General features: G+C 57.8%; 22 protein-coding genes. 8 read left to right on the top strand and 14 right to left on the bottom strand.

Annotated features, from left to right (window positions below):
• Positions 1-294: 294 nt before the first annotated feature.
• From EAO39_RS08695 to EAO39_RS22910, 12 genes are all read right to left on the bottom strand, one after another.
• Complete coding sequence (locus EAO39_RS08695; RefSeq protein ID WP_120967040.1) at positions 295-1797, bottom strand: sel1 repeat family protein; 1503 nt, start codon at positions 1795-1797, stop codon at positions 295-297.
• Positions 1798-1934: 137 nt separating this feature from the next.
• Positions 1935-2492 (bottom strand): hypothetical protein, encoded by a 558-nt coding sequence (locus tag EAO39_RS08690; RefSeq protein WP_162989455.1) that lies wholly within the window; start codon positions 2490-2492, stop codon positions 1935-1937.
• Positions 2493-2516: 24 nt separating this feature from the next.
• On the bottom strand, positions 2517-3098 hold the full coding sequence (locus tag EAO39_RS08685) for a hypothetical protein (RefSeq protein ID WP_120967038.1): 582 nt from the start codon (positions 3096-3098) through the stop codon (positions 2517-2519).
• A 247-nt stretch (positions 3099-3345) separates the two neighbouring features.
• Entirely contained in the window at positions 3346-3672 is a 327-nt protein-coding gene (locus tag EAO39_RS08675; RefSeq protein ID WP_120967036.1) for a hypothetical protein, read from the bottom strand.
• Complete coding sequence (locus EAO39_RS08670; protein WP_120967035.1) at positions 3663-3920, bottom strand: hypothetical protein; 258 nt, start codon at positions 3918-3920, stop codon at positions 3663-3665. The genes EAO39_RS08675 and EAO39_RS08670 overlap by 10 nt, the downstream gene beginning before the upstream one ends.
• The gene (locus EAO39_RS08665) at positions 3917-4471 is read right to left on the bottom strand and encodes a DUF1064 domain-containing protein (protein ID WP_240466931.1); all 555 of its coding nucleotides are present in this window, start codon (positions 4469-4471) and stop codon (positions 3917-3919) included. The genes EAO39_RS08670 and EAO39_RS08665 overlap by 4 nt, the downstream gene beginning before the upstream one ends.
• 9 nt (positions 4472-4480) lie before the next feature.
• The gene (locus EAO39_RS08660) at positions 4481-4993 is read right to left on the bottom strand and encodes a hypothetical protein (RefSeq protein ID WP_120967034.1); all 513 of its coding nucleotides are present in this window, start codon (positions 4991-4993) and stop codon (positions 4481-4483) included.
• Positions 4990-5559, bottom strand: a complete 570-nt coding sequence (locus tag EAO39_RS08655; protein ID WP_240466930.1) for a hypothetical protein — start codon at positions 5557-5559, stop codon at positions 4990-4992. The genes EAO39_RS08660 and EAO39_RS08655 overlap by 4 nt, the downstream gene beginning before the upstream one ends.
• Positions 5556-6608 (bottom strand): hypothetical protein, encoded by a 1053-nt coding sequence (locus EAO39_RS08650; protein ID WP_162989509.1) that lies wholly within the window; start codon positions 6606-6608, stop codon positions 5556-5558. The genes EAO39_RS08655 and EAO39_RS08650 overlap by 4 nt, the downstream gene beginning before the upstream one ends.
• Before the next feature lie 67 nt (positions 6609-6675).
• A complete protein-coding gene (locus tag EAO39_RS08645) occupies positions 6676-7401 on the bottom strand; it encodes a phage antirepressor KilAC domain-containing protein (RefSeq protein WP_205589359.1) in 726 nt (241 codons plus the stop codon).
• Positions 7379-7735, bottom strand: a complete 357-nt coding sequence (locus EAO39_RS08640; protein ID WP_120967032.1) for a hypothetical protein — start codon at positions 7733-7735, stop codon at positions 7379-7381. The genes EAO39_RS08645 and EAO39_RS08640 overlap by 23 nt, the downstream gene beginning before the upstream one ends.
• Positions 7732-8175, bottom strand: coding sequence for a hypothetical protein (locus EAO39_RS22910; RefSeq protein ID WP_120967031.1), 444 nt, complete (start codon positions 8173-8175; stop codon positions 7732-7734). The genes EAO39_RS08640 and EAO39_RS22910 overlap by 4 nt, the downstream gene beginning before the upstream one ends.
• A gap of 215 nt (positions 8176-8390) precedes the next feature.
• Here EAO39_RS22910 and EAO39_RS08630 point away from each other — a divergent pair, with 215 nt between their 5' ends.
• The 5 genes from EAO39_RS08630 (at position 8391) to EAO39_RS08605 (ending at position 11508) form a co-directional block, all read left to right on the top strand.
• The gene (locus EAO39_RS08630) at positions 8391-8912 is read left to right on the top strand and encodes a hypothetical protein (RefSeq protein WP_120967030.1); all 522 of its coding nucleotides are present in this window, start codon (positions 8391-8393) and stop codon (positions 8910-8912) included.
• A 292-nt stretch (positions 8913-9204) separates the two neighbouring features.
• Positions 9205-9867: a S24 family peptidase gene (locus tag EAO39_RS22905; RefSeq protein ID WP_120967028.1), complete on the top strand. Its 663-nt coding sequence runs from the start codon at positions 9205-9207 to the stop codon at positions 9865-9867.
• A 455-nt stretch (positions 9868-10322) separates the two neighbouring features.
• A complete protein-coding gene (locus tag EAO39_RS08615) occupies positions 10323-10628 on the top strand; it encodes a hypothetical protein (protein ID WP_120967027.1) in 306 nt (101 codons plus the stop codon).
• A gap of 108 nt (positions 10629-10736) precedes the next feature.
• Positions 10737-10916 (top strand): DUF4350 domain-containing protein, encoded by a 180-nt coding sequence (locus tag EAO39_RS08610; protein WP_120967026.1) that lies wholly within the window; start codon positions 10737-10739, stop codon positions 10914-10916.
• Positions 10917-11106: 190 nt separating this feature from the next.
• Complete coding sequence (locus EAO39_RS08605) at positions 11107-11508, top strand: hypothetical protein (RefSeq protein ID WP_120970832.1); 402 nt, start codon at positions 11107-11109, stop codon at positions 11506-11508.
• Positions 11509-11664: 156 nt separating this feature from the next.
• Here the strand turns inward: EAO39_RS08605 and EAO39_RS08600 are convergent, their stop codons facing one another.
• Positions 11665-11925, bottom strand: coding sequence for a hypothetical protein (locus EAO39_RS08600; protein ID WP_120967025.1), 261 nt, complete (start codon positions 11923-11925; stop codon positions 11665-11667).
• Between the two features lie 166 nt (positions 11926-12091).
• Here EAO39_RS08600 and EAO39_RS08595 point away from each other — a divergent pair, with 166 nt between their 5' ends.
• The 3 genes from EAO39_RS08595 to EAO39_RS08585 all read left to right on the top strand — a co-directional run bounded on the left by EAO39_RS08595 (position 12092) and on the right by EAO39_RS08585 (position 13463).
• Complete coding sequence (locus EAO39_RS08595; protein WP_162989507.1) at positions 12092-12661, top strand: 3'-5' exonuclease; 570 nt, start codon at positions 12092-12094, stop codon at positions 12659-12661.
• 251 nt (positions 12662-12912) lie between these two features.
• Positions 12913-13248 (top strand): hypothetical protein, encoded by a 336-nt coding sequence (locus EAO39_RS08590; protein WP_162989506.1) that lies wholly within the window; start codon positions 12913-12915, stop codon positions 13246-13248.
• Positions 13245-13463, top strand: coding sequence for a hypothetical protein (locus EAO39_RS08585; protein WP_120967022.1), 219 nt, complete (start codon positions 13245-13247; stop codon positions 13461-13463). The genes EAO39_RS08590 and EAO39_RS08585 overlap by 4 nt, the downstream gene beginning before the upstream one ends.
• Positions 13464-13538: 75 nt before the next feature.
• Here the strand turns inward: EAO39_RS08585 and EAO39_RS08580 are convergent, their stop codons facing one another.
• Positions 13539-14009 (bottom strand): hypothetical protein, encoded by a 471-nt coding sequence (locus tag EAO39_RS08580; RefSeq protein WP_120967021.1) that lies wholly within the window; start codon positions 14007-14009, stop codon positions 13539-13541.
• Positions 14010-14040: the final 31 nt, after the last annotated feature.

Here is a 14040-nt window from a genome sequence, read left to right as displayed (position 1 = left end):
CCACGTATGCTGCGTGGCAGGGTCCGAGGTGTCGAACCCTAGCGGGGCAAATAACTTAGCTGACTACCAATTTTGGTAAAAATAGGCGTTATTGCCTCAAAAATCTCCTCTGGTGAGCGGGGCATATCCAGAGTGTTTGAGCGTCAAGTCAATACGCTGCACAGCTGTGCAGCGCTTCGCAGCCGCTCGTTGTTTTGCGCGGGACGATCACATCCCAGAACTGGGATTACCTGCTCAAATGGGACCAACAGGGATGTTTTGTGGCCTGCTGGTAGCAGTAGACGCTGCGGCTATTTACTGCGCGGGTGGCAAGTCGGCGATGCCGTAGCCCGCGCGATTATTGTCAGCCCAGTAAATCAGTCGGTTAGCTTCGTAACCGGCGTCGCGCCGGCAATGGGCAGGCAACTCCCCATACACTCCTTCAAAACGGCAGATACTTCGCAGCGCGCGGCCCAGGCCAATCAATCTCAAGAAGGCCTCCTGATCAGGTTTCGCTTCCGTCCATCCCTGAACCTGCTGAACATATGGCCGAAGGGTTAGCATTTTGGTTTTGTAGTCAGGTTCATTCAAGCAGGCAGTGACTAATTGGCTCAGCATGCCGCCGGGCAACCCACCTACTTTGTAGAGGTAATGGTCGCGCAAGCCGGGCAAGTCGTCGATATGCTTGTAATGGTCAGAACGGCCGACGCATCTCCCAAAATCTTGAGTCTGCGGCTTGACCAAATTCAAGGGAAAAAATGGCGTCCAGAGTTGCACGTGTCTGTAGCCCCTGTAGCCAAACTGGATCGCCGAGCGCATTTCCGGCTTGCTTGCCGCGAACTGCTTACGGAACGTGTTCTCGGCGGCTTTTATCGCTGTCACGGTCTCGTCAATCATGGAATTGATTTCAGCAGAAATGGTTCTATCGTTTTTCAGCGGCGTTCTTAAAACCGTATCAAATGCCTTAAAGTCTCCTCGCGTGAAAACTAGGTACATCGCTAATTGGCGTGGCCAGTCGTAACTGGTCGACTCGTTCAACTGCAGGTTGGAGACGGCGTAGACGAGCGGGGTGCGGGCTTTCCGATCAGCCGCGCAAGGCCTCAGGATTGCTTTCTCAATCGGCACGCCATACGCTTCTACCGCTGCAAATACGGAGAACAGGTTGTAGGAACTTTTTTCCACGGGCTGCGTGCATAGCAGTGCGTCAATAGCCTGATCTGCCGACATGCTCTCATTGACCTTCGCATGCAGCTTGGCCCGGTTCGGGTCCGTCTTCAGATTCACCTGCTTGCGCGTGATTATTCGCACGGTATCGATCTGGCGCGGGTCGGTACCGCTGTAGCTTAGAGCCAGATCCCAGTTGCGAGCGACGCCGTCACCAGCCATCAGCAACTCCACTACGCGTGACCTGGGCGTTCCTTGCTGGAATTCAGCGCGCAGCCTGACCTCAGAAACATCCATGCCTTGCTGATACAGCTCAAATGGCGACTGGTAGCTCCCGCGCGCTACCTGCTGGTAATAGATCAGCTGGGCCAGTTCGAATGCTGCATTTTCATTGCCTTGTCGCGCTGCCTTGTCAAACCAAGCTGCGGCTGTGCTGGTGGATAATTTTTCGCCTACTCCCAATACATGGGCTCGCCCTAGCCAGAGCTGGCTGAGTGGATTACCAGAAGTTGCGTTTTCCTTGTGGCAGGCGTATGCCGCCGCCCATTGATCTGGTTCTAGTTCGCCGGGCGGCTCGCGGAACGCCTCGCAATCAGCTGCAGCGGACAAACTACTCCATAGGAGGAATGAAGCAGCAAGAAGCAGTTTTTTCATGACTGGCGACTCCTCGGCGGAGGTCGGGAGTAAAAAGATGTTTTATTCAAACATAAATTAAGTGCGAGGCATATGCCAGCTGATTCATTACCCAGGGAAACTGCATGCAGCATCTTTTCGAAAAGCCCAGCCACGCGCTACTGGGCCAACTCAAGACTTTGCTGTGCAGCATTCCCCCCTTGGGATGCCTTGAGCGCTTTGTAGCGTCGGTCAACCTCTCTGAGCTGTTGCGCCATCTCAACCATTCGCGCCTCCATCTCTTGCACCCGCTCCAGCGCTGATGCTTCCAGTGCTTTACCCGCCAGCATAGGAGCAAGCTGACGGGCTTCGGCAGGCACCAGCGTCATTACCTCGTCGCCCTTTTCGATCTTGTAAACGCCATTGGGCATCACCGTGCAGGAGACCGCCTGCGCAGCCACATGCTGGTGCAGCGGCCGGTAGCACTGCTTGTGCGGGCTGATCATGCCCTCGCCTCGCAGCACCTTGATGCGGTCGTCCACCGTGGTGGGCTTCAAACCAGTCAAGGCCACGATACGTTCGCGCGTTGGCTCCCCGCCTGCGTCGCTTATCTGCCTGATTGCCTCAAACACCAGCATGAGCGTCGGAGTTTCCTCCGTGGCACCCAGATCCACGCCACCATCACGGGCGCGGAATGTAGAGGTTCCAGAGGTTTGCTGTGCTTGTGTGGAATTCATTGATGCTCCGGGGTTCTCGGTTCTTTATGCTTCTTGCGCCCACAGGGGCAGGTTCTTCGGCCACTGGCCATTCGTCAAAATCGTGTCGCGGGTGATCTGCCCCCAGGCCAGGCCGTATTCGCGGTGCGCCTCGCGGCCGCCCACCTCCAACAGCCGGTATTGGTCATAGGCCACATGGCAGCCCTCAATGCCTGGGCGCGAACAGCAGAGCGGAAAGCCTGTGCGGTCGTCTGTCTTGAGGTTCAGTCCCTTGCCCAGGTTCAGGTGGGCATGCTGGCTGTAGCCGCTGATGCCACACCAGATGCAAGGCAGCTGGGCCACCAGGCGGCGGTAAGGCTCGCAATCCACCGCGTTGTCCTTCTCGATGGGCTTGCCTGAAGTGGCGGGGCCCATCACCACGGTGGCGCGCACCGTGCACAGGCCGGCAGTTGCCCGGGCACTCTCCAGCTGGCGCGCTGCACGTTCGGCAAGTCGCTCTTCGCGGCTATCTGCCTGGCCAGGAACGTAGTGGTGGCCCTCGTCCTGCTCGTCCAGGCGCTCAGCGCCAGCCCAGTTGCCGCGCGAATTGAAGCCGGTACGCTTCATAGGCTTGCGAGTGGTCAGCATTGCCGGACCCTTAGTGCCCTGTCATACGCTGCAGCCTTTGCAGCATAGATAGTGCTTTCCGACTGCGCCATCAACCATACGCTGTAGGCAGTCTGCGGAGAAAGGCCCGTCGCCGTAGTGCCTCGGCCAGTGCAGACCCAGGTACCGGCCTGCCTCTTAATCAGAGGTTTGAGCCACAAGCGCAGCAATGTTCGGTGGTCAGTGCGTTGGCGCTCCTGCTCTATCCGCAAAATCAGATCGCAGTGCATCACCGTGCCCCCCATCCGTGCTTGAGAAACGTGCGCAGGCGCTGCAGGCCCTGGTGCGCGGCAGGCAAAACGGGAGCGCGCATGGGTTTGCATGCCAGAGGTTCTTGGGCTATGGACTTCACCTCAATGAAGCGCACTGACTCCACAACGCCCAGCACTTCGCGGGATTCCCAGGTCAGTGGCTCTTCATGGATAGCGGATACCTCGTAAACCTTCGCGCCTTCGGCATCTACCACTAGCTTGAAGCTGCAGAACCGCCCCAGCTCCAGCTCTATCTGCTTCATCGTGTTCGGGTGGATGATCATGGTGTAGCGGTTTATCGCCATGCTGCCCCCCAGTTCTCCACCTCCACGTACTCGCCCCAGTTGTCCACCACGCAAACGCTGTTGGTGCCCACCTGCATCGGGTTGTGGCAGCTGTTGCGCATCCACTCTGTTATCAGCCAGCGGCCGTTGTTCAGACGCTCGGCTTTGTACCAGCTGAGCGTGGCGCCTGGGTTGATCATCACGCGAGGCAGCATCGGCTTGCGTTGCCCGGCCAGGGGAACGGCCTTGCCAAAGAATTCCAGGTTCATTTGACGAGCCTCACTTCCAGACCCAGCAAGGCCTTCATCAGGTGACGCTTGAGCTTGAATTCAGGCGTCAGCACCCCTTTGGCGTCTTCAATCACCTCAACGCCCTTCTCCACATACACAAAGTCTGCGATGTAGCGAATAGCTGGGCGGGCGCGGTTAGCATCCACAAACTTCACTGACGGCACCAGCTCATAGACCACCTGACGGCGCAGGTCGGTGATGCCGCCGGCGCGCAACTGCAGGCACAGCTGGTTCCAGCGGCGCAGCTCGGCACGGCTATCAAACTTCAGGCCTTCGGCCGTGGTGGCTTTCTTGTTGCCGTACTTGGCTCCACTTCCACCAGCTCGCTTGGATGCGGCTTGAACCCCAAGCGCTGCAGCTCGGCTTTGACCGCTGCCCGAATTCCCAGGTACAGCCCGTGACCATGTGTCACGGATTCCTCTTCCAGTTCCGAAGCCCTTAGCCGCGAGTGCTGCCACCACCCCGGCGTCATTGCCAGCTTGACGAGGTGCGCTGTTTCCACGGCTTTGGCGTTGATTCGTTGTTCCCATTGCCGCCTCTCAGTTGACGATGAATTCATGGTCGCCCTCTCCTGTGCCGTTCAGCAGCAGCTCGCGTAAGCGGCGCTCCGTGGCACGGTGGGCATGGATGTAGTTGCGCTCGGATGCCAGCGCCAGCAGCTGCTCGTAGGCTTCTGCAAACTCGGTCAGGTGCATCAGCTGCGCGGCATTCAGGCGCATGGGTTCGCCCTGGCCGTGGGCGCGCCCCAGGACCACCACGGCAGCCACGGCATCGCTGAAAAGCGCGTCCGGGTCATCGAACAGGCCCAGGGTCAGCATCGTTTCAGCGATGTTTGCGGCGTCTGCGAGGGTGCGCCACTGCTCCACCACAGGGGTGCCATAGCCCACGGCCTGCACCGCGTCATTCACGGCTTGGACCAGAGGATTGCGCTTGCGTTGGTGCAAAGGCTTGCTGGCGCTGGCTGTCAGCTCCTGGGCCAGGCTGTAGTGGTACGGCAGATTCAGATAGCTCCTGTCCACCACCTTGTTGATGAATCCGGTTACGCCGTTCATCGCATGTCCTCCTGCTGCTTGTTCAGGCCCAGGGTTTCCATCGCGGCCATGCGGGTGTGGCGCGTCACCGTTTGGTCGCCGTGGTTGATACGGGCAACGATCTTTCTTGCCCAGTCCTTGCCATCGCCCATGAACTCGACCGGAACGTCCAGAAGGCGCTCCACCACGGGCGCTGGCAGCGCCAGCAAGCCGTTCTCTTCAAAGTAGGTCTTGCGAGGCGTCAAGGCTTCACAGACCTTCAGAAACTGCGGCAGACTGGGTGGAAACTCCGGGCACTCCCGCTGAATGCTCTTGGAACCCGCTTCGATCACGTCATCCGCGAATTCGGCCAAAGCCGCATCCCAGACCAGCTGCGCCGCGCGCATGCCTTTGTCCTCACGGCGGTCGTTCAGCTCACCGGTGCTGAATTTGGACAGGAATGCAGTGCCATAGGCGCTCTGCAGCACCACGAACAGCTTGCGGGTGCGCTGGGAGGCCTCGGGGCGCTTGGCCAACTGGCCCGCCTGATGTCCGGCGCCGTGCAGGGCATGCGAAGCCAGGTCCGCAATTTCGTAACTGCGGCTCATAGCTCGATCCCGTCAAAAATGGCTTTGCCAGCGCCGGCAAACTTGTGGCTTGCTGCAGGAGCCTGGGATGGCGGTGGCGTGCTCGCACCTGTCTGCTGCTGGGTCGCCCACTTCTGCGCATCCCGTAGCAGCAGGCCCACAGGGTGCAGCTGGTCGCTGATGAACTTCTCTTCGACGCGACGCACGTAATGCACGGCGATCCGGGGAGCCCGCTCCGCCCCCACCTTGTCAATGAACTGGGAGATTTGCCCAGCGACAGACGCATTCCACAGCGGCCAGTCCTTGTAGCGGCCTTGGTAGGCAATAGCGTAGGCAACCCAGGTCTTGTGGCTCTTCGTGCTCTCACCGGGGTAATGCAGTTCTCCAGGGATGACGTGGGTCACGCCATTGGGGGCCGTCACCACCATGGGCTCGACCTCCTTGGGCTCCTTGGGAGGCTTTGGGGGCTTGGGGTCTTTTGGTGTGGTGGGCTGCTCCGGCTCTTTCGGATTCTTAGGCTCCCCGTCCTCCGCAGCCTTGGCGGCAGCCTGGGCTGCAAGAGAAGGAGTCTCTGCTGTAGTCTCTGTAGGAGTCTCTGTATTAATAACGGGTTGCGCTTGACGCACGCCGCCAACTGCGTTTGCAGCATCCCCCGAACTGCGTTTGGCGCTATCCCCGGATTGCGTTTTGCGCATTTCCCGAAATGCGTTTTCGTCGTTCGGGGATTGCGCTTTCGTTTGTGCCTCGGTCCAGGCATCAAATGCAGCGTCAACAGCCTCCAGATTCAGGCGGTAATAGACACGGTGCTCCAGACGGCGGGGTGTTTCAATCAGAAAGCCAGACTCGCGCAGTTGCTTGCGTGCTGTCGCCTGCTCACGGTAGGACAGTCCAGTCTCCTCGGTGAACTCCTCGGATGTCTTGTAAGTACCCAGATCGCTCTCGCCGCGCTGGCCCCAGTAGTGCAGCTGCGCAAACAGAATGGCCACATTCACGGAGCCAAAGAAACGCGCCAGGCGGGGGTAATAGGCCACTGGATGGCCAACATTGGTAAGGGATGCGGAAAGGCTCATGTGCTGGCGCTGCCTTCCTGCGCAAGCCGCGCCTTATCTGTGTAGAGGTTGGTGTGGCGCTTCGCCATTACGCAACTCCTTCGCTTGTCAGGCGCTCGACAATCCATGCCTCGCCGGCAGTGGTAAACAGCGGCTGGGAATAGCCAAGCTCGGTTTGCTTCAACTCTCCGTAGCCCTTGTCGATCACCCACTGCTTGAAAACGCGAGCGCGCTTTACACCCATGGCATAGATGCCCAGCTCGTCCAGATACTTGTTCAGCTTGATGGCGGACATACCCAGCTTCTGGGCTATCTGCGTGGCAGTCATTAGCGTGGTTCGCTCAACCACCTTGTCAAAGAAGTTCACCTTGGGGGCGGCCAGCGCCAGCTCGGCAACAGCCTTCTGCTCACCTTCTTTGGCATCAGCCCAAGCGCGCGCAGCAGCAACAGGATCGGCAAAGTTAGGCAGTGTGGGCGCGCGGCGCTGCCCAGCTTGGTTCTCCAACTGCGCCTGAACCTGCCGACGCACGCCCTTGGATTCGCGCATGGCCACATACATGCACTGTTTGAGCGTCAAGCCATAAGCCTCGGACTCCGTGCCATTGTTATTGGTTACTACGAAAATTTCGTAGTGCTCCCCCTCTAGCTCATCACGTACCCGGGCGTGGAAATCGTTACGCCGCACTTCGCTTTCGCCAAACGCTATGCGACTTCGGTTGATGACGTCCACCAGCTCCAGGCTGGTCATCATGATGGAAAGCACCCCATGCGAAGATTGATTCGCCAAAACTTCACTTCGCATAGGAGCCTCCATGAGTTTTCAACCAGTCGATACACGCCTGATCGAATTCACCTGCCCTCACTGCGGCCACCAATGCAGCTGCCTCCTTGGAGAGCTTCGGGCGAAGAAAGAGACTTTTTGTTCCGGGTGCTTGCGGGTCTTCGAGATAGACACCACATACCTGGATCGAGACATCGAGACGGCCATAACCAAGTTCATCCGCCAACTGCAACGCCTTTGACAGAATTTCCATGTCTTCGTCGCGGTAAGCAATTTCGGGAGGCAGGTTCAGCCAAACCTCTGCCCTGAGGTTCAGTAGGCGATGGCGAGGCATTTCTGCCAGCTCTGAAATGTCGCGGCTGCTCATCGGCCACCTCCGGGGAATTCGGGGGCCCCAAACGGGCCTATGAGCTGAGCCATCGCGTCGATACGCTTCGCTTCATGGTTCATCTTCTCCAACACCATTTGCCGATACGTCTTGCCATGCACCAGGGCGTAGATGCAGTCGCGCAGCACGCACGCGGTATCCAGGCCTCGCGCGGCACAGTACTGCAGCCACAGGCCATAGGTGACGTCATCAATCTTGGTTTTGACGGCGCAGATCAGTTTTCCCAAAGGCCCAGCGATGCCGCGAGCAAACATGGGGGTTTGATCCTCAACGGCCACTTGACCAATGGCGTGATCCAAGACCTCCTGGGCGTCCTCCGGGGAAAGCCCCTTGAGGGCATTCATCACAGCGACAAGGGCCGCGTTCTGAGCCTTGGACAGGTGCGAGAGCTGTTTGATGCGTATATTGGAGTCAGCCATGTGTGACCTCCTCGTGCAGGTTCTCCGCGCATTCCGTTTTATGAACGGTGTGGCGATAGAAGTTGTTGAACAGGTGCCACAGCGGAGAACCCACTGGGTAGCGATTGGCCAAAGCCAAGGAGATTTGGTTTTGCGCGGCGTGCTGCGCCTGGGTGCCCACCGCCTCCCGGGGCAGAATGGAAGTTCCTACACAACCATCCCCAGGAGGGGCAGACATGACTTTTTTGGACGCTTTGGGTGCTGCCAAAGGCGCATTCGACTTAGTTGCCGTTGCCATCAAGGCTCGCGACGACACAAAGGTGCAAGCGGCAATGGCTGACCTGAGGGAAAAACTGTGGGAGATGTCAACCAATGGGTTCTCCCAAATGCAGGAGCTCCATCGCCTTGAGCTTGAGGTTCAAAAGTCGCGAATGGAGTTGGTAGAGGCGCGCCGAGAAAAAGCAGACCTTGAAGCCAAAGTCAAAGAGAAGACGCAGTACGAGTTCTTTGAAATAGTTCCCGGGGGATGGGCCTATACGACGAAAGCAGATATCGACAAGCCTGTACACAAACGCGCAAACTTCTGCGCTGCCTGCAACAGCGATAGCAAGGTAGTTCCACTTCAACACCTCAGTCCGCCGACACATGAAACGGAGTCTTGGTACTGTCCAGTCGATAAGTCCCACACCCTTGTTCATGAAGAACCGGGCGTAACGCATGACCGCGAAACGGGGGTAACCACTATTCACGGTTTTTAGACGGTTATCCATGCGCCGCCTCCGTGGTCGAAGTGGATGGCTGTTTCAGATCGGCTGGTGGGCGGAGCCAGTCGTAGTGCAACTGCACGGCCGGGGGAATTCCTCGGCGCTTCCAGTTGTTGACGCGGCGAGATCCATTGAGTGAGCGCCAGCCGAGTCGATTGGCAACAGCGGTGCTTCCACCAAGACGATTGATCAGTTCAGTAGCTGGTGCATTCATACCAGCAATTAAACACCATGTTCACCTTAACCGCAACAGCATGTTTAAACAATAAGTTTAAAAATCACTGTTATGCATCCAGTAACCGAACGCATTTACCAGGCCGTGGCCCATATCACAGGTAAGTCCGACATCGGGCCTACGGACGTCTCCCAATTTCTGGGGCTAGCCAACTCCCAGACTGCAAAAAACTGGGAGTCTCGAGGCCCCTCCAGCGACGGCCTTGTGGCCGCTGCAGAGCGGGGAATCAGCGTGAAGTGGTTACGACAAGGCACCGGACCAATGACAACAGACTCAATAACAACCGAGCCCTCTAACGTTGAGCCAGCGCTTGAACTGAAAAAATCTCGGCGCGTCCCAGTTACAGGAAGTGTCCGCGGCGGACCTGATGGCTATCTAGTTCAAGACAACGGCACTGAGGGCTGGGTGGAGTACTGGACTGGCGACCCTCGGGCATACGCTTTGCGTATCAAAGGGGACTCCATGCATCCTCGCTACCGCGCTGGAGAGTATGTAGTTGTGACTCCCAGCATTGAGGCGCAATCAGGTCGTGACGTAGTCGTCAAGCTGATTGACGGAAAGTGCTTGCTCAAGCAGTTCAACTGGACTCGAGGCGATGAAATGCAGTTCGTGAGCATCAACAACGGCTACGAGCCAATGACGATCAGCAAAGAGGACATCGAGTGCGTTGACCGGGTAGCTGGCTGTGTTGGCCCTGACGCCATGGTCTTCTAAGCCTTACCGCCATGACATCAGCCCGCTTAGGCGGGCTTTTTCACGCCCAAAATAAAACACCATGTTAAAACACTATGTTGACATGCGTAGAACACCATGTTTAAATCCATCCGTCGCCGCAATCACCGTGTTGCTGGCGCTGGGTGCCGAGTGATCGAGCTAGCTCCCAGGTTCATGCTCATGCAGCAGCACGGCTGGATAAACACAGGGCACCGCGGGCGGCAGCGGGATACAAAAGGTCGTCGTGCGCTGTAGTCAGTACTGCTCTGCCCCCGGATGGGATCGGCAACAGGAACATCAAAGGTCACGCGAAGTCCAGACCCTGGGGCTAAGTACGGGGGTGAGGCGCAGGCGCGCCAAGAAAAGAAACGTGCCATGCCGGTTGGAATCCCGGCACAAACCAGAGCGTCTTAATTTAGGGCGCTGCGGTTTGACCACCACCAAAGGAAAACACCGTGAAACAAGCGCTGTATGAAAACCAAGCTCAGCATGACCCGGCTCCAGTCCCTAAAGCCACCCAAGTTGAGGAAGCCCTGAGCCGCTTGGAATCGCAGACATGTCAGCTGCGCGATATCGTGAGCCGAATGTGCACCCGTCTTGATCCCATCCTGATCCCGACTGGCGTAGGCGCTGTTAGTCCTCAAGGCAAGGAATCCCAAGCGCAGCCTGCTCCGCTGGTGCTAAAGATCGACGGCCTTACCGAATTTCTGCGCGCCTCCTACTCAGACCTACAGGATCTGGACCGCCGCCTGGCACTCTGACCCCAGGTGATCACTCACATCTGCGCAAGTAGCGCCAGCCCCTGAACGACATCAGGGGCGCAAACCAGAGCCTTGCGTGCAGGGCTGCGGTTTGAGTAAAGTGACTCCATGACACGCATCAACACTACCGAAATATGGGAGCGGCACGGCTACAAAGTCGAGCGCATTGAGCAACCCATGGGCGCGCCCCAGCGTAATGTGTATGCGCCAGACGGCACGCTGCTGATTGAGGACGCTGAGTACACCCAAGAAACGGAAGCTCTGCGCGAACTCGGCTTCATCGACTGATCCATGCCCGCCTTGAGCGGGTTTTCTTTTACCGGCCACCCTTGAGGTGGCTTTTTTGCGCCCGGAGATTCTGAAATGTGAGCGAGTAGCCAGCATGCGGCATGCATGTGCCTTCCCCCGCAGGGCTAAGCGGGGCCAAAACAAAAGCGTCTTCACCCGAGGGCGCTTTTGTTTTTTCAAGGAGTGCCAGATGACACCAGTACAGAAGTTGAAGTGGGCGATTCTGCTGAAGGCAGTTGCATTCGAGAACATCGCCGACCCCGGCGCGATCACCGCCGAGAACGTTGATCGACTCTACGACGACAACAACCAAAACTGGGAACTGCAGGACGCCCGCAACGAAATACGCTGCACCTGCCAAGAAACAGACTTCCCAACTCCCCACTCGCGCCATTACGAATGCAACTCCGTCGCTGCTCGGATGCCCGATGGATCGTGGGTTGGCTGGAACTACTGGTATGGAGGCGGTAAGCACGGCGAGCCAGAAGCCCTCGACTGGATGAGTGACGCCTACGACCTCACTTGCACAGAGGAGCAAGTTATGACTACGAAGCGAACTTTCACCAAGGTCGTTGCTGACTCAGCTGCCTGACCCACTCGACTTGCCGGCGTAAGCGGCAGCCATCCGGCGTGACCACTCTAGCGGGTACGTCTGCACAGGAATAAGCCTGAGCATGCGGCAATTGAGGACTTCGGCGCGGCTTCCGCGTCGTTGGCGAAAGTGGTCACACCAGATGGAAAGTCAGATTTATTTCTTTCCACCACCGACAAGGTAAACGTTGCCCTCAGACACGTTCTTGAGAAGCTCGCGATACGCATTCACCAAGTGATCGCGGCCAAGCCTGAATTCCGGCTCTGTTCTATCAGGTCCGTCCTGATGCTTGGCATCCAGTTGTGCCGCACGCAGTTCTCTCGCCACCTGATGCGCAGTCTCGGGTGGCAGTGCCTTGACAACTGCCGTCAAGATCATCGACAGCGCAGTGAATGCGCCTGTTTCCTCCTGGGTCATGAAGCACCTCCAGTGTGTTGACCCATTCTAGTTTCCAGCCGGGCCTGGGGTGGCTTCTCTGTCTCCTCCCTCCAACCCTTCTTCCCCAGGCATGCCCCGAAAGGGCACCGGCTCTTTATTCAAGCCCGCAGCAACCGCTCGCGGGCTTTTTTCATTGGAGTTTCCTTTGAGCACCAAAGCACCTTACATCGTCCTCGACCTCGAATCCCGCAGCACCAAGCCCAATGCCATCGTGGCCTCCATTGGTGCAGTGGCACTTGACGCCGACCTGCAGCTGCTGCCCGGCGAATTCCATATCCCGATGGCACAGCACCTGCAGTTCCCGCGACATGAAGATCCCGAAACAATGCGCTGGTGGGCCGAACAATGCCCAGAGGCCCGCTATGCATCCGTGATGGCCGCCCAGACGGAACTACCGGCCCAGGCATTGCGCGACTTCACGGCCTGGGTCAAAGGCGTCGCAGACATTGAAACGGTGCGCGTGTGGGGCAATGGATCGGTCTTCGACAACGTGATTCTGCGCAGCCTCTACGATTTCGTTGACCAGATCCCGCCCTGGCACTGGCGCAACGACCGCGACATGCGAACCATCCTTGAACTGCACTCCGCGGCAAAGGACGTAGGGGCGTTTGTGGGCGTGAAGCACATCGCCGTCGATGACGCGCGCCACGAAGCCAAGCAGTTGGCCAAAGCACTCACGCTGCACCAAAACCTGCTTGCTGCGGGGGGCCTGTGAAATGGCCGCACATCCCCGCCCTGCTCCTGGCCGCAGTTCTGGCAGCCCTGCTGCTGCTCGCCCCAACCCTGGGACAAAACTTCTGATGGCTGTGCAGTGGGCGCTGACAGGCTTCGGCCTCTTCTGCCTGGTGGGCGCGGCCGTGGTGCTCATGATCAGCACCCCCAGCGCCTGGCCGTTCTGACACCCGAAAATCGCATCAATTTTGATAGCTGCTTGCGCTTTATTTGCAAGCGCAACAGGTCAATTTCATGCAATTTTCTGATCCATTTGAATTTTTGAAGGTGTTCGGCTCTGGCACCACCGCATCCCGCTTGGGGCAAGCCATTGGCGTAGCCCCAAAGATCGCTGCACGCATGGCAAAGCAGAGCGGCAAGACGCCTTTGCGCTCCGAAAAGCCTATCCCTGGCCTGGAGCACCTGCCCGGGCTTCCTGACTTTGCCATCACGCGGCGCACCAAAGCCGGCGGCACGGTGCACCAGATTGACTGCAATGAAGCTGGCGACAGCCCCGGCTATCGCTCCCTGTTGATTCACCGCTGCGCCATGCATTGCGAGGACGAACCTGAAGAGGACGAAACACCATGATCAAGCTCCTTGGCGTCATCACGCTTGCCTTCTGCTCAGTGCTCCTGCTGATGCTTTGGGCCACCGGCCCGGCACAGGCGAACGCTGAAACCAGTGAGCCCCCTTCCCCTCCTGGCGCGATTCGCATGGCTGCCCGTGATGCGTTTGCCTGCCCAGGTATGCACGCGGAATGGATCGATGAGAAGACAGTGCACTGCCTCAAAGAGAAACCATGACCACGCCAACGCGCTCAGCTATGGCATTCCCCGGTCAAGTCGATGTGACTGTAGTCAATGCTCGGCAACACCCCATCATCGATGGTTAAAAAGAACACGCTGAACCTGTAACAGGTATCTCATGACAAATGCACTAACAACGGCGCCAAACACTAAGAAAAGAGCTGCAATTAGCGTGCTGAATGATGCAAGCAGACAGCAAACGGCAGTGAACAGCATTAAAGCGGCGACGACAAAAAATCCAGAAGTGCTCACTACATTTTTACTCAATGCCGGATGCTCTTTGTGATTTACGTTCCACATTTCTCGCAATGAGCTGATCTGCGCTATTCCTATCCAAATTGGAATAGACAGTGCCGAAAATGCCAGCGAGGCGGTTCGCCAACCGTCGTCCAATTTGATTTGCATAACCACAAGAGCAATGGCGAGCGCCGCGCCCGCGCCGCCATAACCCTCAGGTTTTCCAGCTGCCCAATGGCGCTCTTCCATCCTATTCATGACGGGTTCGATAGCCCTGAGGACGTCTTCAGAATGATTTTTATTCATTCGTCAATCGTAGCTTGGGTTCGCCTTCTTG

The organism is Comamonas sp. lk (assembly GCF_900564145.1).
GTDB lineage: Bacteria > Pseudomonadota > Gammaproteobacteria > Burkholderiales > Burkholderiaceae_C > Comamonas.
The sequence above is the reverse complement of the archived record's forward strand: the minus strand, read 5'-3'. Positions and strand labels throughout refer to the sequence as shown.

What these genes read in the sequence shown, in the direction of transcription:
- EAO39_RS08695 (WP_120967040.1), bottom strand. Translation starts at nt 1,797, where the DNA reads ATGAAAAAACTGCTTCTTGCTGCTTCATTCCTCCTATGGAGTAGTTTG.
- EAO39_RS08690 (WP_162989455.1), bottom strand. Translation starts at nt 2,492, where the DNA reads ATGAATTCCACACAAGCACAGCAAACCTCTGGAACCTCTACATTCCGC.
- EAO39_RS08685 (WP_120967038.1), bottom strand. Translation starts at nt 3,098, where the DNA reads ATGCTGACCACTCGCAAGCCTATGAAGCGTACCGGCTTCAATTCGCGC.
- EAO39_RS08675 (WP_120967036.1), bottom strand. Translation starts at nt 3,672, where the DNA reads ATGGCGATAAACCGCTACACCATGATCATCCACCCGAACACGATGAAG.
- EAO39_RS08670 (WP_120967035.1), bottom strand. Translation starts at nt 3,920, where the DNA reads ATGAACCTGGAATTCTTTGGCAAGGCCGTTCCCCTGGCCGGGCAACGC.
- EAO39_RS08665 (WP_240466931.1), bottom strand. Translation starts at nt 4,471, where the DNA reads ATGGGAACAACGAATCAACGCCAAAGCCGTGGAAACAGCGCACCTCGT.
- EAO39_RS08660 (WP_120967034.1), bottom strand. Translation starts at nt 4,993, where the DNA reads ATGAACGGCGTAACCGGATTCATCAACAAGGTGGTGGACAGGAGCTAT.
- EAO39_RS08655 (WP_240466930.1), bottom strand. Translation starts at nt 5,559, where the DNA reads ATGAGCCGCAGTTACGAAATTGCGGACCTGGCTTCGCATGCCCTGCAC.
- EAO39_RS08650 (WP_162989509.1), bottom strand. Translation starts at nt 6,608, where the DNA reads ATGAGCCTTTCCGCATCCCTTACCAATGTTGGCCATCCAGTGGCCTAT.
- EAO39_RS08645 (WP_205589359.1), bottom strand. Translation starts at nt 7,401, where the DNA reads ATGGAGGCTCCTATGCGAAGTGAAGTTTTGGCGAATCAATCTTCGCAT.
- EAO39_RS08640 (WP_120967032.1), bottom strand. Translation starts at nt 7,735, where the DNA reads ATGAGCAGCCGCGACATTTCAGAGCTGGCAGAAATGCCTCGCCATCGC.
- EAO39_RS22910 (WP_120967031.1), bottom strand. Translation starts at nt 8,175, where the DNA reads ATGGCTGACTCCAATATACGCATCAAACAGCTCTCGCACCTGTCCAAG.
- EAO39_RS08630 (WP_120967030.1), top strand. Translation starts at nt 8,391, where the DNA reads ATGACTTTTTTGGACGCTTTGGGTGCTGCCAAAGGCGCATTCGACTTA.
- EAO39_RS22905 (WP_120967028.1), top strand. Translation starts at nt 9,205, where the DNA reads ATGCATCCAGTAACCGAACGCATTTACCAGGCCGTGGCCCATATCACA.
- EAO39_RS08610 (WP_120967026.1), top strand. Translation starts at nt 10,737, where the DNA reads ATGACACGCATCAACACTACCGAAATATGGGAGCGGCACGGCTACAAA.
- EAO39_RS08605 (WP_120970832.1), top strand. Translation starts at nt 11,107, where the DNA reads ATGACACCAGTACAGAAGTTGAAGTGGGCGATTCTGCTGAAGGCAGTT.
- EAO39_RS08600 (WP_120967025.1), bottom strand. Translation starts at nt 11,925, where the DNA reads ATGACCCAGGAGGAAACAGGCGCATTCACTGCGCTGTCGATGATCTTG.
- EAO39_RS08590 (WP_162989506.1), top strand. Translation starts at nt 12,913, where the DNA reads ATGCAATTTTCTGATCCATTTGAATTTTTGAAGGTGTTCGGCTCTGGC.
- EAO39_RS08585 (WP_120967022.1), top strand. Translation starts at nt 13,245, where the DNA reads ATGATCAAGCTCCTTGGCGTCATCACGCTTGCCTTCTGCTCAGTGCTC.
- EAO39_RS08580 (WP_120967021.1), bottom strand. Translation starts at nt 14,009, where the DNA reads ATGAATAAAAATCATTCTGAAGACGTCCTCAGGGCTATCGAACCCGTC.